19 protein-coding genes are annotated in these 20,540 nt (G+C 63.0%); 13 read left to right on the top strand and 6 right to left on the bottom strand.

What is annotated here, in order from left to right; all coding sequences use genetic code 11:
• The 8 genes from urtE to atzF all read left to right on the top strand — a co-directional run bounded on the left by urtE (position 1) and on the right by atzF (position 7,660).
• Complete coding sequence (urtE, locus tag V3587_RS13940) at positions 1 to 693, top strand: urea ABC transporter ATP-binding subunit UrtE (protein WP_283376774.1); 693 nt, start codon at positions 1 to 3, stop codon at positions 691 to 693.
• A gap of 1 nt (position 694) precedes the next feature.
• Positions 695 to 1,384: a GntR family transcriptional regulator gene (locus V3587_RS13935; RefSeq protein ID WP_283376775.1), complete on the top strand. Its 690-nt coding sequence runs from the start codon at positions 695 to 697 to the stop codon at positions 1,382 to 1,384.
• A 141-nt stretch (positions 1,385 to 1,525) separates the two neighbouring features.
• Complete coding sequence (locus tag V3587_RS13930) at positions 1,526 to 2,515, top strand: LLM class flavin-dependent oxidoreductase (RefSeq protein WP_283376776.1); 990 nt, start codon at positions 1,526 to 1,528, stop codon at positions 2,513 to 2,515.
• A 9-nt stretch (positions 2,516 to 2,524) separates the two neighbouring features.
• On the top strand, positions 2,525 to 3,721 hold the full coding sequence (locus V3587_RS13925) for an MFS transporter (RefSeq protein ID WP_283376777.1): 1,197 nt from the start codon (positions 2,525 to 2,527) through the stop codon (positions 3,719 to 3,721).
• 97 nt (positions 3,722 to 3,818) lie between these two features.
• Positions 3,819 to 4,625: an SDR family NAD(P)-dependent oxidoreductase gene (locus tag V3587_RS13920; protein WP_095970426.1), complete on the top strand. Its 807-nt coding sequence runs from the start codon at positions 3,819 to 3,821 to the stop codon at positions 4,623 to 4,625.
• Positions 4,622 to 5,155, top strand: a complete 534-nt coding sequence (locus V3587_RS13915) for a carboxymuconolactone decarboxylase family protein (RefSeq protein WP_283376778.1) — start codon at positions 4,622 to 4,624, stop codon at positions 5,153 to 5,155. Before V3587_RS13920 ends, V3587_RS13915 begins: the two co-directional genes overlap by 4 nt.
• A 76-nt stretch (positions 5,156 to 5,231) precedes the next feature.
• Positions 5,232 to 5,933: a GntR family transcriptional regulator gene (locus V3587_RS13910; RefSeq protein WP_283376779.1), complete on the top strand. Its 702-nt coding sequence runs from the start codon at positions 5,232 to 5,234 to the stop codon at positions 5,931 to 5,933.
• 17 nt (positions 5,934 to 5,950) lie between these two features.
• The gene (gene atzF / locus V3587_RS13905) at positions 5,951 to 7,660 is read left to right on the top strand and encodes an allophanate hydrolase (protein ID WP_283376780.1); all 1,710 of its coding nucleotides are present in this window, start codon (positions 5,951 to 5,953) and stop codon (positions 7,658 to 7,660) included.
• A 3-nt stretch (positions 7,661 to 7,663) separates the two neighbouring features.
• Here atzF and V3587_RS13900 read toward each other — a convergent pair whose 3' ends face one another.
• Positions 7,664 to 8,239, bottom strand: coding sequence for a TetR family transcriptional regulator (locus V3587_RS13900; RefSeq protein WP_003941498.1), 576 nt, complete (start codon positions 8,237 to 8,239; stop codon positions 7,664 to 7,666).
• Between the two features lie 68 nt (positions 8,240 to 8,307).
• Between V3587_RS13900 and V3587_RS13895 the strand changes: the two genes are divergently transcribed.
• Positions 8,308 to 9,909, top strand: coding sequence for an MFS transporter (locus V3587_RS13895; RefSeq protein ID WP_095970430.1), 1,602 nt, complete (start codon positions 8,308 to 8,310; stop codon positions 9,907 to 9,909).
• A 51-nt stretch (positions 9,910 to 9,960) separates the two neighbouring features.
• Here the strand turns inward: V3587_RS13895 and V3587_RS13890 are convergent, their stop codons facing one another.
• The gene (locus tag V3587_RS13890) at positions 9,961 to 10,812 is read right to left on the bottom strand and encodes an SDR family oxidoreductase (protein ID WP_283376781.1); all 852 of its coding nucleotides are present in this window, start codon (positions 10,810 to 10,812) and stop codon (positions 9,961 to 9,963) included.
• Positions 10,813 to 10,930: 118 nt separating this feature from the next.
• On the opposite strand from V3587_RS13890, the gene V3587_RS13885 reads away from it, so the two are divergent.
• Complete coding sequence (locus V3587_RS13885; RefSeq protein ID WP_095970432.1) at positions 10,931 to 11,380, top strand: winged helix-turn-helix transcriptional regulator; 450 nt, start codon at positions 10,931 to 10,933, stop codon at positions 11,378 to 11,380.
• On the opposite strand, the gene V3587_RS13880 is transcribed toward V3587_RS13885, so the two are convergent.
• From V3587_RS13880 to V3587_RS13870, 3 genes are all read right to left on the bottom strand, one after another.
• Positions 11,356 to 12,348: an iron-siderophore ABC transporter substrate-binding protein gene (locus tag V3587_RS13880; protein WP_095970433.1), complete on the bottom strand. Its 993-nt coding sequence runs from the start codon at positions 12,346 to 12,348 to the stop codon at positions 11,356 to 11,358. The genes V3587_RS13885 and V3587_RS13880 overlap by 25 nt on opposite strands.
• 182 nt (positions 12,349 to 12,530) lie before the next feature.
• Positions 12,531 to 13,934: a dihydrolipoyl dehydrogenase gene (gene lpdA, locus V3587_RS13875; RefSeq protein WP_003941477.1), complete on the bottom strand. Its 1,404-nt coding sequence runs from the start codon at positions 13,932 to 13,934 to the stop codon at positions 12,531 to 12,533.
• Positions 13,935 to 13,983: 49 nt separating this feature from the next.
• Positions 13,984 to 14,970 (bottom strand): dipeptidase, encoded by a 987-nt coding sequence (locus V3587_RS13870; RefSeq protein WP_283376782.1) that lies wholly within the window; start codon positions 14,968 to 14,970, stop codon positions 13,984 to 13,986.
• 233 nt (positions 14,971 to 15,203) lie between these two features.
• On the opposite strand from V3587_RS13870, the gene V3587_RS13865 reads away from it, so the two are divergent.
• From V3587_RS13865 to V3587_RS13855, 3 genes are all read left to right on the top strand, one after another.
• Positions 15,204 to 16,253, top strand: a complete 1,050-nt coding sequence (locus tag V3587_RS13865; protein ID WP_007733735.1) for an alpha/beta hydrolase — start codon at positions 15,204 to 15,206, stop codon at positions 16,251 to 16,253.
• Positions 16,254 to 16,508: 255 nt separating this feature from the next.
• Positions 16,509 to 17,525, top strand: coding sequence for an alpha/beta hydrolase (locus V3587_RS13860; RefSeq protein WP_124567883.1), 1,017 nt, complete (start codon positions 16,509 to 16,511; stop codon positions 17,523 to 17,525).
• Positions 17,526 to 17,609: 84 nt separating this feature from the next.
• The gene (locus tag V3587_RS13855) at positions 17,610 to 19,661 is read left to right on the top strand and encodes a prolyl oligopeptidase family serine peptidase (protein WP_283376783.1); all 2,052 of its coding nucleotides are present in this window, start codon (positions 17,610 to 17,612) and stop codon (positions 19,659 to 19,661) included.
• Positions 19,662 to 19,665: 4 nt separating this feature from the next.
• Here the strand turns inward: V3587_RS13855 and V3587_RS13850 are convergent, their stop codons facing one another.
• The gene (locus tag V3587_RS13850; RefSeq protein ID WP_095970438.1) at positions 19,666 to 20,499 is read right to left on the bottom strand and encodes an alpha/beta hydrolase family protein; all 834 of its coding nucleotides are present in this window, start codon (positions 20,497 to 20,499) and stop codon (positions 19,666 to 19,668) included.
• Positions 20,500 to 20,540: the final 41 nt, after the last annotated feature.

The following is a 20,540-nucleotide window of genomic DNA, read 5'->3' as shown; positions in this document are numbered from 1 at the left end:
ATGCTCGAACTCGTCGACATCCGCGCCGGCTACGGACGTACCGAAGTGATCCACGGCGTTTCCCTGCTGGTTCCCAGTGACGGGGTTGCGGCAGTCATGGGTCACAACGGTGCGGGTAAAACCACCTTGCTGCGCGCCGCCGTCGGTCTGATCAAACCCACACGGGGAAAGGTACTTCTGAACGGTGAGGACATCACCGGATTACGGCCGAGCGCCCGCGTCGCTCGCGGACTCGCCTACGTACCCCAGGGTCAGCAGTCGTTCGGACAACTGACGACTGCCGAGAATCTTCGGGTGGTCGCCGACGGGCGCAAACGCGGAAAGGAACTCATCGCAGAGGCATTGGATCTGTTTCCCGCGCTCACCACACTCCTCGACCGTCGCGCGGGACTTCTCTCCGGTGGGCAGCGACAACAGCTTGCCATCGCTCGCGCCCTGATCACCGAGCCCAAGATCCTCATTCTGGACGAGCCGACCGAGGGCATTCAGCCCAACGTGGTCGCCGAAATCGAAAGGACCGTCATGGAACTCACCGAGCGCGGCGATCTCGGTGTCCTCCTCGTCGAGCAGCACATCGGTTTCGCACTCCAATCTGCGCAGCATTACAGCATTCTCGCGGCCGGACACGTGACCTCGACCGGTGAGGGCGGCACCACGTCCACCGACGCGGTTCGTCGAGCGATGGCAATCTGACATGAGTGTGCGCCCGCCGCTGCGCGAGCAGGTCTATCGGTCGATCCGAAGCGATCTGATGTCGGGTCAGATCGCACCCTCCGAACGGCTCGGCGAAGAACGGTTGGCTCATCTGTACGGTGTCTCGCGAACACCGGTCCGCGAGGCGCTCGCGAAGTTGGAATCCGACGGGCTGGTCGAACGCGACGAACACGGACTCTTTCCGTACCGACCGCACCTCGACGAGTTGGGTGGCCTCTACGAGCTGCGCATACTCCTCGAGGTGCACGGGCTTCGTCGGGTACTCGAGGGTGAGGCCCCCGCCCATGATCGAGACGCGCTCGGTTCCGAGCTCGACAGGTGGTACGCATTTCGCGAACAGATGCCGATACCGGACGCCGGTTTCGTGACGCTCGACGAGGAGTTTCACATCGCGCTCCTCGCCTCGTCCGGGAACCACGCACTGGTTGACGCCCTGCAGGCCGTCAACTCGAAGCTGCGCCCCGTGCGGATGTTCGACTACCTGACTCCCGACCGTATGAAGGCCACCGTCGACGAACATATCTCCGTCGTCGAACTAATGCTCGACGGCAAGATTCCGCAAGCGCACGAGGCACTGGTATCGCACATCGACATCTCTCGAACGGTCGTCCTCGACCGCGCTCGGCAGGCCCTCTCGTTGGCCGCAATGGCCAACGCCGTGCGTAACTGATCTGCGTCGTGTCGGTGAGTTCACGGTGACGTCTTAGGTGACGACTTAGGTGACGTGGTCTCTCGGAAATAGGAATGCACTCGCAGCGGTTGCACTTCACAACAACGCTTGTAATTGCCCGCTGAGAAAGGCACCACATTCATGGCCGTCCCACTTTCCATCCTCGACCTCGCCCATATCGGCGACAACGAAACCGCCAAAGACAGCTTCGACGCCAGCGTGACCTTGGCGCAGCGAGCCGAGGAGTGGGGCTACAAGCGAATCTGGTACGCCGAGCACCACAACATGGGTTCCATCGCATCCTCGGCAACCAGCGTTCTGATCAGCCACGTCGCCGCGCACACCAGCAAAATCCGCCTCGGCGCCGGTGGAATCATGCTGCCCAACCACGCACCGCTGACGATCGCCGAGCAGTTCGGCACCCTCGAGACTTTGCACCCCGGTCGAATCGATCTCGGTCTCGGCCGCGCGCCCGGTAGTGATCAGAAGACGATGCAGGCTTTGCGACGCGACCCGAGTTCTTCGGACAGCTTCCCGCAGGACGTACTCGAGCTTCAGGGCTACCTCGGCGACACCTCGCGCGTCCCCGGAATCAATGCCGTTCCCGGTAAGGGCACTCACGTTCCGCTCTACATTCTCGGATCGTCACTGTTCGGCGCCAAGCTCGCCGCGATGCTCGGCCTGCCGTATGCATTTGCCTCGCACTTCGCCCCCAACGCCCTGCGCGACGCCGTCGCAATCTACCGACGCGAGTTCAAGCCGTCGGAGCAGTTGGCGGAGCCGTACGTCATCGCCGGCGTCAACGTCATCGCCGCTGACACCCATGAGCAGGCTCAGCAGGACTTCCTCGCAGCCAAGCGTTCGCGCGTCAGTCTTCTTCTCGGGCGTGGACGCAAGTTCACGGACGACGAAGCGGACATGCTGCTCGACTCCCCCGCCGGTCAGCAGGTTCTGCAAATGACCAAGTACAGCGCCATCGGCACGCCCGCCGAGGTGCGTGCGTACCTCGACGAGTTCACCGAGCATGCGCAGGCCGACGAGCTGATCACGGTGTCGACCGGCACCAACCGCGAGGCATGGTTGCGCACGTTCGAACTCCTCGCCGACGTGAGCGATCTGGTGCCCGCCTAAGCTGCCGGTATGGGCGATCCATCCCGTCGCGGGTTCATCTCGGTACTGGCCGTACTACTTTCGACGGGTTGGGCCGCCAACCACTTTGCCTCGCTCATCCCGGTTCTCCGGGTGGACGAGGGCCTCTCTCATACCGTGCTCGACGGTGTCTTCGGTATCTATGCGCTCGGACTCCTACCCGGCCTGTTGACCGGTGGAGCAGTGTCGGACCGCGTCGGCCGAGCTGTAGTCGTCCTTCCCGGAGCACTCATAGCCTCGCTCGGAACCTTGATTCTTCTTCTCTGGCACGACGCGCCCGGGCTCATGGTCGGGCGCCTCGTAGTCGGTATCGGTGCCGGTCTGGCAATCGGCGCCGGTACCGCGTGGGCAGCTGACCTTCGCGGCAAGTTCGGAACCGTGATGGCGGGCGTCGTACTCACCTCGGGCTTTGCACTGGGACCACTGTTTTCGGGTCTGTTGGCACAATTTGCCGCCTTCCCACTCGCTACGCCCTTTGTCGTCTCGGCCGTCTTGTCGGTGGGTTCGGTTGCCGCGGCGGCTGTGAGGAGTCGTACTCCTGCTCCCACCAAAGCTGCGACGTTCACACAGGTTCCCGACCGTGCAGAGCGGTCGGGAACCAATGTGAAGGGCGCACTGCTCTGGGCACTTCCGTTGGCGCCATGGGTGTTCGCCAGCGCAACAGTGTCTTTCGTGACCATGACGGCCAGGCTCGGGGACCGCTACTCCGGTCCTCTCCTTCCGGGTTTCGCTGCGGCGCTGACCTTGGGTGCTGGAATCCTGGTTCAAACTGCTGCGCGCCATCGCAATTGGGGTCCTCAGGCCGGCACGGTCGGCGCCGCGCTGGCGGCGCTCGGATACCTTCTGGTCGCGGTCGGCGGCGCACGCCCCGCGCTCGGGTTGTTCATCGTCTGCGCGCTCGTCCTCGGTACGGCCTACGGACTGTGCCTGCGTGAGGGACTGCTCGACCTCGAGTCGCTGGCTCCCCCGGCCTCGCGGGGCGCCCTGACCGGGATCTTCTACGTCGGCACCTATCTCGGATTCGGACTGCCGGTGCTACTGGTTGTCATCGAACCCACGATGGGTCCGTCACTGCCGTTGGTGATCCTCGCCGCTGTTGCCGCCGTTGTTGCCGTGGTCCGATTCCGTCGATTGCGGTCGCCCCAGGCTTCCACGTCACATCCGCGTCTCGAAGCCGCATCGGTCTGAACACCCGTTTGGACGGAGTTGGCGGTACTTGCAGTCGCAGCTACCCGGCGGTGTTAGCGTCGGAGGACCAGAAGGTAACTGCGTAGGGACACAGCACATGGGCAAGAGCGAGGCGGGCAAGGCCGAATCAGGCAAGAGCAGTGCCGACGATCTGACGGGTCGGCGCATCCTGATCACCGGTGCCGCCCGCAACATCGGTTCTTCGCTGGCCAGACGCCTCTACGACCGCGGTGCGTCCGTGGGACTGCTCGGCCTCGAGCCTGAACTTCTCGAACAAGTCGCCACTTCCTGCGGCCGCGCACCGTGGCAGTTGTGCGATGTCGCCGACCCCGAGCAGGTATCTCGCGGCGTCGACTACATTGCCGAGAAGCTGGGAGGCATCGACGTCGTCGTGGCCAATGCCGGTGTCGAGGCGAACTCGTCGATCCTCGGCGGCGACGTCGAAGACATGCGCCGCGCCGTCGAAGTCAACCTCATGGGCACGTACTTCACCCTGCGCGCAGCGGGTCCCCACATCAGTCATGAGAACGGTTACGCCCTGGTGGTCGCATCCGCCCACGGCGCGGCGAAGCACCCGTTTCGCGGACCGTTCGGTGCTTCGCGCGCCGGCGTCGAAGCGTTGGGTGACGCGTTGCGCTTGGAAATGAAACACCTCGGCACCAAGGTCGGCGTCGCGTATATCGGAGACATCGACACCGATACCACCGCACTCTCTTTCGACGGCGCTCGCGGAACCCTCGCCAGCGCCGGCACCACGACCGTCGCCGACGCCGTCGACGCGTTCGAGCGCGGTATCGTCGGCCGGAAGTCACGCGTACACGCGCCCCGCCGCAGCGCTGCGGTTCGCCACATCGCGCAACGAGCTATCGACCTCCGTCCCTCTCACATCCGTGGAGTCGCATGAACCCCCGCATCCCGCCCGGCCGATTCAAGGACCTCGGTCCGATCAACTGGGGAATCTGGCGTGTCCTGTCGAAGGCTGCCGGAGCACCCGATGCGCATCTGTTCAGCACCTTGGGGCGCACGGGCGGACTCTTCCGCGGTTGGCTGCACTACTCCGGCTCACTCATGCCCGGCGGCAAGATCTCTCGGCACGACACCGAACTGATCATCCTGCGGGTCGCACATCTGCGGGACTGCGGTTACGAGATGGATCACCACATCAGGCTCGGCCGCAAAGCCGGAATCGACGCAGAACAACTGGCCCGGATCATCGAGGGCCCTGGCGCTTCCGAGTTGAGTCCGCGTCACCGTGCGATCCTGACTGCGGTAGACGAGTTGGTCACCACCAAGGACATCACCGACAACACGTGGGGAACGCTCTCGCAGCATCTCGACGATCGTCGGTTGATCGAATTCACCTTGCTGGTCACCCAGTACGACGGCCTGGCCACCACGATCGGAACCTTGCGGGTTCAGCGCGACTTCTCCTGAAGTTCCGCGGCGGCCGTAACTCAGCTCTAACCCGAGGACATCTGGACGAAACACCTGATCAATAGCGTATACAGGTATGTCGACAGGGATGAATACGGCTCCGGAGCCACTGCGTGAGGTGGTCTACCGGGAACTACGCACCGAACTGGTCAACGGGACCATCGGGTTCGATCAGCGCCTGACGGAACCGAAACTCTCCACGCGTTTCGGCATTTCTCGCACGCCCATACGGGAAGCGTTGACGATGCTGTGCGCCGATGGACTCCTGCGCCGGGAAGAGTACGGATTCTCCGCCGTGCGCCCGAGCATCCCGCGGATCCGAGATCTGTACGAACTCCGAATCACCCTGGAATTACAAGGAATTACCCGGGCGATCGCAGATCCGACGATCCGGCACGACCGAACGATCCTCGACGACGAGCTGGTGCGGTGGCGTGCCCTGGCTCTCGATCCGCCCGCTCAGGAACCGGGGTTCGTCGAACGGGACGAGGAGTTTCACGTCGCCGTGCTCAGGGCGTCGGGCAACAATGAACTGGTCGCGTCACTGCTGTCGGTGAATTCCCGTATCCGGCACGTTCGGATGTACGACTTCATGGTCAACGGCCGCATCGACACCTCGATCGCGGAGCACATTCGAATCCTCGAAGAACTACGTGCCGGCAATCTGCCCGAGGCCCGCACGCTTTTGCATCAGCACATCGGCGAGTCTCTCGACGTCGTCCTCGACCGGGTGACCCGCGCGATCACCGCGCTCTCACTCGCCAACATCACGGACTGATCGGAGCAGTACACACCATGACCGTCGCAGCAGAAGTTTTCACCCCGACAGCCCGGGTCGAGCAGGCATTCCAGCGGATCGAGGAAGTAGACCGCCCCGAAGTCTGGATCACGTTGCGTTGCAAGGAAGATGTGCTCGCCGACGCCGCCTCGGTGGAGGCCAGACTCGCTGCGGGCGAGCACCTTCCCCTGGCGGGGCGTCTGGTCGCCGTCAAGGACAACGTCGATGTCGCCGGTCTACCGACCACAGCGGCGTGCCCCGAATTCGCGTATGAGCCGGATGAAACGGCCAGTGCCGTTGAACGGTTGATCGAGCACGGGGCTGTTGTTCTGGGGAAGACCAATCTGGACCAGTTCGCCACCGGACTGGTCGGAACGCGTAGTCCGTACGGAGCCGTTCGCTGCGCATGGGACGAGAAGTTGATCTCGGGCGGTAGTAGCTCCGGATCCGCCGTCGCCGTGGCACTGGGGATTGCGGATATCGGAATCGGTACCGACACTGCCGGTTCGGGCCGGGTGCCGGCAGCGTTCCACGGGCTATACGGACTCAAGCTCTCGCTCGGCGTCATTCCCGTCCACGGAGTGGTGCCCGCCTGCATCGACTACGACGCTGTGACGGTATTTGCCGGCGACCTCGAATCGGCAACCGCGGCAGCGGCAATCATGGTCGGCCTCGAACCTCGAGATCCCCGCAGCCGAGTCTGGCCTTCCGACGTTCGTCTCGCGGCGGCGCCGAATCCCCGCGTCGCCGTGCCCCGAATCGAGGATCTGACGCAACTGAGCCCGTCGTATCTGGCAGCGTTTCAGGACACCGTGGCAGCTCTGGTAGCCGGCGGCGCCGAGACCGAGACTGTCGACATCTCCGGACTGCTCGACGCGGCCCGATTGCTCTACGACGGCGCCGTGGTAGCGCAGCGATACGCCGCGGCCGGCCAGTTCCTCGAAACCCGCCCTGCCGGAGCCGATCCCGCGGTGTCCGACATCGTGCTCGGCGCGAAGCACCCCACCGGATACCAGCTGGTCGACGATCTCGACGCTCTCACCCGCGCCAAGGCCGCTGCCAGGGCACTCCTCGCCGGGTTCGACGCCCTACTGCTTCCCACCACCACCGAACATCCGACGATCGCCGCCGTGACCGAGGATCCGTTCGGAATCAACCGCCGGATGGGAACTTTCACCAACTTCTGCAACCTGCTCGACATGGCGGCCGTCGCGGCGCCCGGACACCGCACCGTCGAAGATCACCCGTTCGGCGTCATGTTCGTCGTACCCGCTTTCGACGACCAGATCGCCATCGACCTCGCTGCGCGACTCGGTGGTGTGCCATCACCCACCCTCGTCAATACCGGAATCGACCTCGCAGTATTCGGCGCTCACCTGCGCGGTCAACCCCTCAACACACAGCTGGTCGACCTCGGCGCGCGGTTCGTCGAAACCGTCACGACCTCGGATGCCTACCGGCTCTTCGCTCTCGACACGACGCCACCGAAGCCCGGCCTGGTACGCCGTGGGCCTGGACTCGGCGCACCGGTCGTCGGCGAGATCTTCCGGATCTCACCGGCCGGCCTGGGAGCATTCCTCGCTGCCTTGTCGGCACCGATGGCGCTCACGAGCGTCGAGTTATCCGACGGCAGAACAACTGTCGGTTTCAGCTGCACTCATGACGCAGTAAACGGCGCAGCTGACATCACCGGCTACGGCGGTTGGGCCGCGTACCTCTCTCGCTGACAGTCAGGGCTTGCAGATTCGAGTGACGGCCTCGCGCACCACTTCACGGCGGCGCGCGATCTCGTCGGCGTCGACGTTCTGGTTGTCGGCTACACCGGGGGCCACTACCCAACCGAACACGAGGCCGAACAGCATCGTGATCAGGTCCTGGGGGTCCCAGTGCTTGGAGATGAGGCCGTCTTCTTGAGCCTTGCGGATCGTGGCCATTCGCGGAACCCAACTGGAATGTTCCTCGGCCAGCTTCTTCATCCGTGGTGCCTCACCTTGCAATTGACCCCAGATCATCATCCGTTGAATCTGCGGTTTGCCGAGCATTGCGTCGAACAGTTCGACGGCATGCGCGGGCATGTCCTCACCGGTGAACTCGACGGACTCCATCGCCTGTTCGAAGTCGACGTCGAGCACCGCGTGGAACAACGCGACCTTGTCGCCGAAATAGGCGTAGAGGCGCTCCTTACTGGCGTTTCCGTTCTTCGCAATCCGATCGATGCGCGCACCGGCAAGCCCGTAGGTACCGAATTCTTCTTGCGCAGCGTCGAGGATTCGCTGTTTCGTCGCGGTCACGTCAGTGGGAGCCATAGTGATGATGGTAACCGAACGAACTATTTCGTTTGACTCACCCGAGAAGGCTGGAATACCTTTTTCCAATGACCACCACGTCCCACGTCGACGGCGGCACTCTGCCACCGATCCCGGCTGCCTCCGAGAATCCGAATCATCAACGTCGCTGGCTGGTGCTCTGCATCGTCGCGTTCGCTCAACTCATGGTGGTGCTCGACGGCACCATCGTCTCCATCGCACTACCGGCGGCCCAGGAGGAACTGGGCATCAGCGACCTTGACCGTGCGTGGGTGGTCACGTCGTACGCCTTGGCGTTCGGTGCGCTGCTGCTCCTCGGCGGACGTATCGCCGACTACTGGGGCCGCAAGCGATCCTTCATCGTCGGCATGGCCGGCTTCGCGGTTGCCTCCGGCATAGGCGGCATCGCGCAGAGCGGTATCGAACTGTTCATCGCCCGCGCCGGCCAGGGCGTCTTCGCAGCATTGCTCGCGCCCGCTGCGCTGTCGATGCTCACCACCACCTTCATCGGAGAGAAGGAGCGCGCCAAGGCTTTTGCCGTCTACGGCGCGATCTCCGGCGGTGGCGCTGCCATCGGCCTGCTCCTCGGTGGAGTGCTGACGCAGTACGTCGACTGGCGCTGGTGCCTGCTCGTCAACATCCCGATCGCTCTGATCGCCATCGCTGCAGCCGTCCCGATCGTCAAGGAGACCAAAGCGCACGGTGACACGAGCTACGACCTTCCCGGCGCTGTCCTCATCGCCCTGGGACTCGGCTCACTGGTCTACGGATTCACACGCGCCGAGCACGGCTGGGGTCAGGCTGACACTTTGCTGTTCATCGCACTGGGCCTGGTCTTCCTCGCCATCTTCGTGGTCGTCGAGAGCCGCAGCAAGAATCCGCTTCTACCGCTGAGCGTTCCGTGGCATCGCGATCGCGGCGCTGCTCTGATCGGCTCCATGCTGGTGGGCGCCGCCCTGCTCGGCGGCACGTTGTATCTGACGTTCTACCTGCAGATCGTGCTCGGATTCAGCCCGGTCATGGCCGGCGTCGGATCGCTGCCGATGGCATTCTTCATCGTCTTGGCGTCGACCATCGCAGCGCAGTTGTCCACCAAGATCGGCCCCAAGCCGCTCATGGTCGCGGGCCCGCTGGTGGCTGCGGTAGGACTGCTCATGCTGACCCAGATCGAGGTACACAGCTCCTACTGGACGCACGTGTTCCCCGGCCTCGCGATCTTCGGCTTCGGACTCGGTCTGCTGATGGTGCCGATGCAGAACCTCGCACTGATCGGCGTTCCCGACCACGACGCCGGCGCTGCCAGTGCCCTGGTCAACGCCACCCTGCAGATCGGCGGTGCACTCGGCACCGCACTGTTCACCACGATCTACGCTTCGGCCAAGTCGGCCTTCACCGCCGACAACGCGGCGCCGATCCCGCCGGAAGGCATTCCTGTCGACATGTCGAATGCGACCATCCCGACCGGCGATCAATTGGCACTACTCCCCCAGCCGGTGCAGGACTTCGTCGCCTCGATGACGGACTACTTCTTCGGCGCCGAGGTATCCGGATACTCGGCCGCATTCGGTTGGGCGGCAATCCTGTTGGCGATCATCGCACCGGTAGTGCTGGTGCTGGTCCGCGCAAAGAAGGGTGATCTGCCCGCCGAGGGTGCAGTCCACATGGGGTAACCGCTGTGCGCCTTTATTAACCGCCCGCGGTTAATAAAGGCGCACAGCAGGTCAGGCCTGCTTCAACACCTCAGCCACCGGAGTGCTGCTGCGGCCGATCAACTTCTGCAGGTCACCCGACTCGGTGTCCAACGCCCCCTTGGCAATTGCGGCATCGGAATCGGCGAGGATCTGCGCAACCGGTGCAGGTAGTCCGACACCTTCGAGAATGCCTTCGTATGCCTGCTCGTCCACGAACTGGTACACGACGGGCTTGCCCGCGAATTCGCTGATCTTCTCGGCCAATTCGGCGTAGGTGAGCCTCTCGTCACCGCCCAACTCGTACACTGCCCCTTCGTGGCCATCGGTGGTCGCGACCACTGCTGCGGCGTCGGCGTAATCCGCACGCGCCGCAGCCGCGATCTTGCCTTCCGCTCCCGCACCGACCAGTGCGCCGCGTTCGATCACACCGGCCAGGTCGTTGGTGAAGTTCTCCCAGTACCAACCGTTGCGCAACAGCGCGAACGGAATACCGCTCCGAGTGAGCACGTCCTCGGTCGCCTTGTGCTCGGCAGCAAGCTTCATCGGCGTGTCCTCAGCATTCAAGATGCTCGTGTAGGCGATGAATCCGACGCCGGCAGCCTTCGCCGCGTCGATGATGTTGGTGTGTTGCGCGAGCCGTGACCCCACTTCACTTCCCGAGATCAGCACCAGCTTGTCGACGCCCGCCAATGCGGTTTCCAACGCCGAGGCATCCGCATAGTCCGCTTGACGTACAACTACTCCGCGGGCGGCGAGGCTTTCCGCCTTCTGTGGATTGCGGACGACTGCGACGATGTCGGACGCGGCGGTTCCCCGCCCGATCAACGACTCGACTACCAGTTGTCCGAGGTTTCCGGTTGCGCCGGTGACTGCAATGCTCATGCGAACTCCCGATCCAGGTTGAAGCGTAAATGCGTTCTGCAACCATCATGCACTTATTTTTCGTAAGTGCAACACGTCGAGTTAGCGCTATGGGATCGTGCAGTAGTAGCCTGGGTTCATGACCAGCACCGACTCACCTTCACGTGCTGCCCAGACCCCTGATCCGAATGCCGACGGCGTGGACCCAACCCTCGAGGCTGACGTCTTCGCTCGCGGGTGCAACTCTCGGGCGGCATTGCAGAATGCAACCGGACGCTGGGGCGCACTCGCACTCGCAGCATTGAACGAGGGCCCGTACCGGTTCAGTGCCCTGCGCCGACGCGTCGACGGAGTCAGCGAGCGCATGCTCTCGCAGACCCTGCAAACACTCGAGCGGGATGGCCTCGTGCACCGTGAGGTACTCGAAACCATCCCGCCCAAAGTGGAATACAGCCTGACCGAACTCGGCGCCGACGTCGCCGCAAAGATCACGGCCCTGATCGAACTCCTCGAATCGCAGGTTCCGAAAATCGTTGCGTCACAAGCGTCGTACGACGCTCGGAATCAGCTCAGCTTGTCCGAAAGCTGAGCGATGAACTCGTCGAATGCGTAGGGAACGCTCAGCACCGTCGGAGCGGACGTAGCCATCGCGTAGTCCATTCCGACCAGGCGAACCAGGCGGCCGTTCGACACCGAGGTCATGTTCGCGAACGGACCGAAGGACATGAGCTTGTCCAGGTTGGTGCCGTCGGCGTCGACGAGAATGAAGACGTCGGAGTCGAGTGTGTCGATGGATTCCATGCCCACGGACACCGAACTGTCGCCGGAAGTGCACACCGCGTCGACACCGGGCGAGGTCTTCAGCCCGAGCTGGCCGAGAAGACGGATCCGCGGGTCGGTGCCGCAGAATACGATCAAACCCTCGTCGGTGCGCATTGCATACGTGGCGGTCTTGCCCTGGAACTGCGGGTGATCTGCGGCCTGCTTCTCGAAGTACGCCCCAGTCTCGTCGATCAGCGTCTGCGCCTGCGCCGGCTGTCCGAGTGCCGCGCCGATCATGCTCATCTGCTTGTCCCACGCCGTATCCCACGGCTGGTCGGGGAACGCGACAGTCGGCGCGATGTCGCTGAGGCGCTTGTACTCGCCCTCGTCGATGCCGGAGTAGACGGCGAGGATCACGTCGGGATCGAGCCCGAGGATCTGCTCGAACGGGATATCGGGATTGGTCGTCATGAGAACGGGCTTGGCACCGTTCAGACGCGAAGCGTCCCAGGGCAGGATGTTGTTCTCGATGCCGTCGCCGGAGAAGCTCTCCATGGCGACCGGAACCTTGTTCAGCGCGATCACCGAATCCTGGCCACTCCATCCGATGGTCACGATGCGCATCGGCTCCGCGTCGATCGTCGTCGAGCCGTAGGCGTGGTCGACGGTCACGGGGAACGCCCCCGCCTCGGCGGCACCCGAAGCTTCGGTGTCCGATCCGGAGTCAGCTGAGGTCCCACAGGCGGAGAGCGTCAGCGCGACGCAAGCCGCGAGCAGTACGGAACGAGTTTTCATGAGTGGTCCTTCGAAAGCCGGATGGTCGACTCGGGACGCTAATGCGTTGCGCGCCTACACCCCGACTCGAAGGCCTCAGATGGCGGTTTCGCAACACAACTCGACACAAAAGACGAAAAACCCCGTGTGCCTTTCCGGTAGAGCGAACTACCGAAAAGGCGCACGGGGCCGAAGGCCTTCCGTCAGAAGTTGATCATGTGGCCGGCGAGGCCGTGGATCGCTTCCTGCAGAGCCTCACTGAGTGTGGGGTGGGTGTGGACGTTGCGTGCCAACTCGTTGACCGTGAGGTCCCACTTCTGGGCCAAGGTCAGCTCGGGCAGCAGTTCCGAAACGTCCGGTCCGATGAGGTGCCCGCCGAGCAGTTCGCCGTACTTCTTGTCGGCGATCAGCTTGACGAAACCGGTCGGGTCACCGAGACCGTGTGCCTTGCCGTTGGCAGCGAACGGGAAGTTCGCGACCTTGACGTCGTAGCCCTCGGCCTTGGCCTGCTCCTCGGTCAAACCGAACGAGGCGACCTGCGGCTGGCAGAACGTCGCACGCGGCATCATCCGGTAGTCACCGAGTGTCTGCGTCTCCGCGCCGCCGATGGTCTCGGCAGCGACGACAGCCTGAGCTTCGGCGACGTGCGCGAGCTGCAGCTTGGCGGTGACGTCACCGATGGCGAAGATGTGCGGGACGTTGGTGCGCATGTAGTCGTCGATCGCGATGGCGCCGCGATCGGTCAACGCGACACCGGTGTTCTCGAGACCGAAGCCCTCCACACGCGGTGCGAAGCCGACGGACTGCAGAACCTTGTCGACGACCACGGTCTCGATCTCGCCGGACTTGTTGTCCTTGATCGAGACGGTGACCTTGCTGCCGTCGTCGCTGATGGACTGCACAGCGGCACCGGTCTTGATGGTGACGCCGAGCTTCTTGTACTGCTTGGCGATTTCCTTCGAGACGTCGGCGTCCTCGTTGGGCAGTGCCCGATCGAGGAACTCGACGATCGTGACGTCGACGCCGTAGTTCTTGAGGACGTAACCGAACTCCATGCCGATCGCGCCGGCACCGACGATGAGGATCGAACCCGGAAGGTCACGGGTGAGGATCTGCTCTTCGTAGGTCACTACGTTCTCGCTCAGCGAGGTGCCGGGCAGCAGCTTGGTGTACGAACCCGTCGCGATGATCGCGTTGTCGAACGTGATCGTCTCGGTGCCACCCTTGCTCAGCTCCACGCTGATGGTGTTGGCGTCGACGAACGTGCCCTTGCCGTCGTACTCCGGGATCTTGTTCTTCTTCATCAAGAAGTGAATGCCCTTGACTCGCCCGTCCGCGACCTTGCGGCTGCGATCGAAAGCGGAGCCGAAATCGAAGGACACGTCTCCGGACATGCCGAACGTCTTCGCTTCTTTCGTGAAGATGTGCGCGAGTTCGGCGTTACGGAGAAGCGCCTTGGACGGAATGCAGCCGACGTTCAGGCATACACCGCCCCAGTACTTCTGCTCGATGATGGCGGTGCTCAGGCCCAGTTGTGCCGCGCGGATAGCAGCGACGTACCCACCGGGGCCGGCTCCGAGGACAACGACGTCATAGTGTGAGGTCACGATTCACCAGGGTAGTCCTGCATCGTTTCGCTGTCCCCAGATGGTCGCATTACCCGTCGGTAGCCCACACTTCTCGGGCGACTCGGGCGAAATTTCCGCCGTACACGGCCTCGATCGACGGCTCGTCGAAGCCCCGCTCACGCAATACCTCATCAAGTGTCAGCACGTCCTCCGGAGGAGTCCACTGCAGTGGCCCCCACGCGGTGTACGCCTCGGAGAACGACGACGGGTTCTGCTCGATCTCTTCGCGGAAGTCGTCGGCGTCGAAGGAGAAGTCGGAGCCGATCCCGACGTGATCGATGCCGACGAGTCCGACAGCCTCTTCGATGTGGTCGGCCATCGCGGACAGCCGAGCCTGGTCGTCATCCGGTCCGTTGACGCCGAGGAATATGCCCACGCCGTTGATCCCGATGACGCCGCCGGTCTCCGCACACGCTCTGGCCTGATCGTCGGTGATGTTGCGCGGATGCTCCCACAACCTTCGGAGGTTGGAGTGGCTGTAGATCATTGCTCGCTGGGTGATAGCTGAGATGTCCAACCCCGTCTGTACCGAACAATGTGAGCCGTCGACCGTCATTCCGACGCGATTCATCTCGGCAACCAGGTCACGGCCGTATCCACTCAACCCCGTGTCCGCCAGGTCCAAGCATCCGCAGCCGGCAGCGTTCATGTAGTTGTACGTCGGCAACATCGAGCGGACTCCGAGGTCGTGGAAGTACGAGACGTTGGCTAGCTCTCCCTCCAGCGGATTCGAGTCCTCCAGGTCGAAGGCCAGGGCGATTCCGCCGGACTCCTGAATCTCGACGACGCCGTCGACGGTGAAGACAGGGGTTATCTCCGGGAACTCGACCCGCGCCTGCCACGCGAAACTCTTGGCGATTGCCGTCGAGTCCGCGCGAGTCTGCGGCGAGTAACCGACGTTCACCGAAACGTAACTCCCCGCTGGGCGCTGATATCGGAGAAGATCTTCGACAGACGCGTTCGACTGCAGAGGTAGGCAACAATGTTGTTCCCATAGTGGATATGTCCGGTTCACTCACTAATCCCGTCGATGATCAGGGAAATTCACCTGAAACTGGTCGTACGTTCAGCAAATCTCTGGTTCACTGGCGGATAACGCACCGATGCGGTAGAACTTACAAGACTCACACGCCCTGTACCTATCGACAGAGCATGTACCCAGCATGAATTCCCGTACGGGAACAGCAACAAAGGACCGTTCACTCCTGGGCGGATTCGAAGGAATTTTAGGTGGAGGTTTCTGAACGTATGCGTGCTCGCACTTTCAAGCGTGGCCGTCTGGTCGCCGCTGTAGCCGCAGTATCCGTGCTGCCGATGCTGATCAGCCCTGCAGTGTCGTCCGCAGGCGGAGATCCGTCGACCACCACGGCAACTGTAGCCAAGGCAAACACAACGGGTTCCAAGCTCTCGAGCCGCACGGACAACGGGCGCATCGCCACCATCAAGGTGTACTCCCCTTCCATGGAACGCGATATTCCGCTCGAGGTCATCCTCCCGGCAGACGGCAGCGAACCCCGCCCGACGCTCTACCTGCTCAACGGTGCAGGCGGCGGCGAAGACCGGGCGACGTGGCAGCGTCAGACCGACGTCAACGAGTTCTTCGCTGACAAGAACGTCAACGTCGTCACCCCGCTCGAAGGTGCATTCAGCTACTACACCGACTGGGTGAACGACGACCCGTCCCTCGGCCGTCAGAAGTGGCAGACGTTCCTGACCCAGGAACTCCCGCCCGTCATCGACGCCGAGTTCAACACCAACGGCGTCCAGTCGATCTCCGCGATCTCGATGACCGCGACCTCGGTCCTCAACCTCGCCATCGCAGCTCCGGGCCTCTACAAGGGCGTCGGTGCATACAGCGGATGCGCCGAGACCAGCACACCGGTCGGCCAGTCCTCCATCGAACTGGTTGTGGGCATGCGCGGCGACGCTGACGTGACCAACATGTGGGGCCCCCTCGACGGCCAGGGCTGGATCGACAACGACCCCGTCGTCAACGCCGAGAAGCTCCGCGGCACCGAACTCTTCATCTCCACCGGCTCCGGACTCCCCGGCCCGCACGACACCCTCAACAACGAGGCGATCAACGGACAGGTCGGCACACTCGCCAACCAGGTGATCGTCGGCGGTGTCATCGAGGCAGCAGTCAACTACTGCACCCACAACCTCGCCTACCGCCTCAACGATCTGAAGATCCCGGCCACCTTCGACTTCAAGCCGACCGGCACCCACTCGTGGGGCTACTGGGAAGACGATCTCCACAACTCCTGGCCGATGCTCGCTCGCTCGATGGGCATCTGACCGAAATCGTTTCAGCTCGACCCCGCTCCCTGCACTTCCGGGAGCGGGGTCGAGTTCTTTTCAGAACTAATTCGAGGGTTAATTCGGGGGTTAATTCCGGGGCCAATTCAATTGTCAGGCAAGCAAATCGCGTCACTTTCTGCTGCTGCTCTGCTTTACTGACACATAACAAAAAGTGAACCTGTTCCAGTCAGGGCTCACAGGCACTTCGATCCGTTCCGGATCCGAAGACATTCAGGTGGAGGATCCGAACGTATGCGTGCTCGAATTTTCAAGCGTGGCAGTGTGATCGCAGCTCTCGCAGTGGCCACGGTGCTGCCGATGCTGATCAGTCCGGCGACAGCTTCTGCAGGCGGTGACACGTCCGGATCGCACGTCGTGAGCAACACCAAGACCGGCGACCGCAAGGTCACCATCTCGGTCTTCTCCCCGGCGATGGATCGCAACATCCCGCTCGAGGTCATCCTCCCCGCAGACAACAGCGAACCCCGCCCGACGCTCTACCTACTCAACGGTGCAGGCGGCGGCGAAGACTCGGCGACCTGGCAACGCAAGACCGACGTCATGAACTTCTTCCAGGACAAGAACGTCAACGTCGTCACACCGCTCGAAGGCGCATTCAGCTATTACACCGACTGGGTGAACGACGATCCGGTTCTCGGTCGCCAGAAGTGGCAGACGTTCCTGACCAAGGAACTCCCGCCCGTCATCGACGCCGAGTTCAATACCAACAAGGTCCAGTCGATCTCCGCGATCTCCATGACCGCGACCTCGGTCCTCAACCTCGCCATCGCGGCTCCCGGCCTCTACAAGGGCGTCGGCGCGTACAGCGGATGTGCCGAGACCAGTACTCCCGTCGGTCAGAGTGCGATCGAACTTGTCACAGGTACCCGCGGCGGAGCTGACATCACCAACATGTGGGGCCCGCTCGACGGTCAGGGCTGGAAGGACAACGATCCGGTCCTCAACGCCGAGAAGCTCCGCGGCACCGAGCTCTACGTCTCCACCGGCTCCGGACTCCCCGGCCCACACGACACTCTCGCCAATCCCGCGATCAACGGTCAGATCGGTGCGCTCGCCAACCAGGCGATCGTCGGCGGCATCATCGAGGCAGCGGTCAACTACTGCACCCACAACCTCGCCTACCGCCTGAGCGACCTGAAGATCCCGGCCACCTTCGACTTCAAGCCGACCGGCACCCACTCGTGGGGCTACTGGCAGGACGATCTCCACAACTCCTGGCCGATGCTCGCTCACTCCCTGGGCGTCTGACCCGATTCATTCTCACTCGACCCCGCTCCAGTGTTTCGGGAGCGGGGTCGAGTGCTGTCGGGAGCGAGCAGTAAGAATGGACGTATGACTTCCGATCAGCAGCCCACCACCGGCCACGACCCCTACCTCTGGCTCGAAGACGTGACCGGTGAGTCTGCACTCGATTGGGTCCGTCAGCACAATGCCGTGACCGAGGAGCAGCTCACCGACAACGAGCGCTTCGATCGACTGCAGAGCGACGTGCGCGAGATCCTCGATACCGACGCGCGAATCCCCTACGTCCGCCGTCGAGGTGAGTTCCTCTACAACTTCTGGCGCGACAGCACCCACGTTCGCGGATTGTGGCGACGCACGACGTTCGATCAGTACGTCACCGACGACCCGGAATGGGACGTCCTGGTCGACCTCGACGCCCTGGCCGAGGCCGAGGGCGAGAACTGGGTCTGGAAGGGCACGCAACTTCTACGGCCACACCGCAACCGTGCATTGATCAGCCTCTCCCGCGGCGGGGCAGACGCGGCGGTCGTTCGCGAGTTCGACATCGACAAGCGTGAGTTCCTCGCTCCCGAGGGCGAGAATCCCGGCTTCTACCTTCCCGAGGCCAAGACCGACATCGACTGGATCGACATCGATACCGTCTACGTCGGAACGGATATCGGACCAGGGTCGCTCACCGATTCCGGGTATCCCCGTCTGGCCCAGCGGTGGAAGCGCGGCACTCCCCTCTCCAGCGCCGAGACCGTCTACGAGGGCCAGTCCACGGACGTGGCCATCTCGGCTTCGCACGATCCGACGCCCGGGTTCGAACGAGACTTCGTCACTCGCTCGGTCGATTTCTACAACTCTCAGCATTTCGAAGTTCGCCCCGACGGTGAACTGGTGCTCGTGGACGTCCCCGAGGACGCCGGGATCTCGATTCACCACGAGTGGTTGTTGATCCGCACCAAGTCCGTGTGGGCCGTCGAGGACACCGAATATCCGACCGGCGCACTGCTTGCCATCCGTTACGACGATTTCCTAGCCGGCTCACGCGCACTGACATCGATCTTCGAACCCGACGCACATTCCTCGCTCGAGCAATACACCTGGACACGCGATCATCTGATTCTGGTGGTCCTGACCGACGTGCGCACGACGCTGCGCATCCTGACGCCGGGCGAAAACGGCTGGGAGGATCGACCTTTCGAAGGGCTTCCAGAACTGACCAGTATCGAAATTCTCGACACCGACCCTGATGTCAGCAACGAGTACTTCGTCAATTCGAGTGGATACACCTCCCCTGCAACTCTTTTGCACGGCGTGATCGGCGAAACCGAACCCACTGCCCTCAAGCAGGCTCCCTCGTTCTTCGACGCCGAGGGCATCACCACGGAGCAGTTCTTCGCCACCTCTGCCGACGGCACCCAGGTTCCGTACTTCGTGGTGCGCAGTCCGCGTAGCGAGCCCGGCCCCACCCTGCTCTACGGGTACGGCGGATTCGAGATCTCGCTGACACCGTCGTACAGCGGTTCCCTGGGCCGTGCCTGGCTGACGCAGGGCGGAACCTATGTGGTTGCGAACATTCGTGGTGGCGGCGAGTACGGACCCGGTTGGCACACACAGGTTCTCAAGGCCGGGCGCCACAAGGTGCACGAAGACTTCGCTGCCGTCGCGAGAGACCTCGTCGATCGCGGAATCACGACCCCGGATCTTCTGGCAGCTCAGGGCGGAAGCAACGGCGGCCTGTTGATGGGCATCATGCTGACCAAGTACCCCGAACTCTTCGGCGCCATCGTCTGCCAGGTTCCGCTGTTGGACATGCGTCGATTCCATCTCCTACTGGCCGGCGCTTCGTGGATGGCCGAATACGGTGACCCCGATGTCCCGGAGGAGTGGGCATTCATCTCGGAGTACTCGCCGTATCAGAACATCGACGCCGCCGCGTCGTACCCACCGATCCTGATCGCGACGTCCACCCGTGACGACCGCGTCCATCCCGCGCATGCCCGCAAGATGGCCGCACGGCTGGAAGAGCTTGGCAAGCCGGTGCTGTATTTCGAGAACATCGAGGGTGGCCACGGCGGCGCCGCGGACAATGCTCAGCTGGCCTTCAAGACTGCGCTGACCTACGAGTTCCTCTGGCAGAAACTCGGCTGATCTCTCAGCGGTCGCGCAACCACGCGACGACGCGCTCGCTCACAGCGGTGGGATTGCGTATCCAACCGTTGTGACCGAGTGGTTCGTCGATGTGCGTCATCGTCACTTGGGCCCCGGAGAGCTTGTCCACCAGGTTCTTTGCGGACCGGCGCGGAGCGAGATCGTCCCCTTCGATCGTGATCGACAGGACCGGCAAGGTCAGGCGAGCGATCCGCTCCTCGTAGTCGATATCCGCACCGACGGGTTCCATGCGACCGGTCCTGGCGAACCGGGCCCAATCGGTGATCAGTACCTTCGACTGTCGACCGAAGCCGCCGACGTTGACCCGGTCTCCCGGCCAGAAGCCGGCGATGTTGGCTGTCACCGACATCGCGGACGAACCCAGATAGAGTCCGGGCGCACGGATTCCGGGGAATCCGCGGTGATACGGCGATCCGGAGGCAACCAGGATCAGTCCGCCGAGCCGGCCCCGAATCCTGGACGCGTACATGACCCCGATCTGGCCGCCCATGCTGTGCCCCATCAGAAATGGTGTGCTGGCCGGAAACCGTTCACGCACCACCTCGAACGTCGCCGGACAATCGATCGAGACCAGTTCCTGATATCCGAAAACACTCGACGCGCTCGGGCGCGGTTTGCTGTCACCTTGGCCGCGCAGTTCACCGATGGCCGCATTGAAGCCGGCGTCGACCAGGGCCTGCGCCACCGGATCGTAGAACCCGGCGGGAACTCCGAGCCCGGGCAACATCACCACCACGGGTGCGTCGTCATTCGGTCCGGGAAACAGACGGATCGGGGTCACGGTGCCGTCGGGGAGTTGGATCGGTACGGTCTCCATTCAACTCACACTAACCACCCACGCCGCGGATGGGCAGAGCA

The sequence above is a fragment of the Rhodococcus sp. IEGM 1306 genome, from assembly GCF_036541985.1.
Taxonomy (GTDB): Bacteria; Actinomycetota; Actinomycetes; order Mycobacteriales; family Mycobacteriaceae; genus Rhodococcus_F; species Rhodococcus_F qingshengii.
This window is presented reverse-complemented; position numbering and strand designations above follow the sequence as displayed.

Bases quoted from the DNA above. Each gene is read 5' to 3' on its own strand.
- V3587_RS13930 (WP_283376776.1), top strand. From the start codon at position 1,526: ATGGCCGTCCCACTTTCCATCCTCGACCTCGCCCATATCGGCGACAAC.
- V3587_RS13900 (WP_003941498.1), bottom strand. From the start codon at position 8,239: ATGGCTCCCACTGACGTGACCGCGACGAAACAGCGAATCCTCGACGCT.
- V3587_RS13910 (WP_283376779.1), top strand. From the start codon at position 5,232: ATGTCGACAGGGATGAATACGGCTCCGGAGCCACTGCGTGAGGTGGTC.
- V3587_RS13865 (WP_007733735.1), top strand. From the start codon at position 15,204: ATGCGTGCTCGCACTTTCAAGCGTGGCCGTCTGGTCGCCGCTGTAGCC.
- V3587_RS13925 (WP_283376777.1), top strand. From the start codon at position 2,525: ATGGGCGATCCATCCCGTCGCGGGTTCATCTCGGTACTGGCCGTACTA.
- V3587_RS13855 (WP_283376783.1), top strand. From the start codon at position 17,610: ATGACTTCCGATCAGCAGCCCACCACCGGCCACGACCCCTACCTCTGG.
- V3587_RS13860 (WP_124567883.1), top strand. From the start codon at position 16,509: ATGCGTGCTCGAATTTTCAAGCGTGGCAGTGTGATCGCAGCTCTCGCA.
- V3587_RS13880 (WP_095970433.1), bottom strand. From the start codon at position 12,348: ATGAAAACTCGTTCCGTACTGCTCGCGGCTTGCGTCGCGCTGACGCTC.
- urtE (WP_283376774.1), top strand. From the start codon at position 1: ATGCTCGAACTCGTCGACATCCGCGCCGGCTACGGACGTACCGAAGTG.
- V3587_RS13935 (WP_283376775.1), top strand. From the start codon at position 695: ATGAGTGTGCGCCCGCCGCTGCGCGAGCAGGTCTATCGGTCGATCCGA.
- atzF (WP_283376780.1), top strand. From the start codon at position 5,951: ATGACCGTCGCAGCAGAAGTTTTCACCCCGACAGCCCGGGTCGAGCAG.
- V3587_RS13890 (WP_283376781.1), bottom strand. From the start codon at position 10,812: ATGAGCATTGCAGTCACCGGCGCAACCGGAAACCTCGGACAACTGGTA.
- V3587_RS13850 (WP_095970438.1), bottom strand. From the start codon at position 20,499: ATGGAGACCGTACCGATCCAACTCCCCGACGGCACCGTGACCCCGATC.
- V3587_RS13920 (WP_095970426.1), top strand. From the start codon at position 3,819: ATGGGCAAGAGCGAGGCGGGCAAGGCCGAATCAGGCAAGAGCAGTGCC.
- V3587_RS13915 (WP_283376778.1), top strand. From the start codon at position 4,622: ATGAACCCCCGCATCCCGCCCGGCCGATTCAAGGACCTCGGTCCGATC.
- V3587_RS13895 (WP_095970430.1), top strand. From the start codon at position 8,308: ATGACCACCACGTCCCACGTCGACGGCGGCACTCTGCCACCGATCCCG.
- V3587_RS13885 (WP_095970432.1), top strand. From the start codon at position 10,931: ATGACCAGCACCGACTCACCTTCACGTGCTGCCCAGACCCCTGATCCG.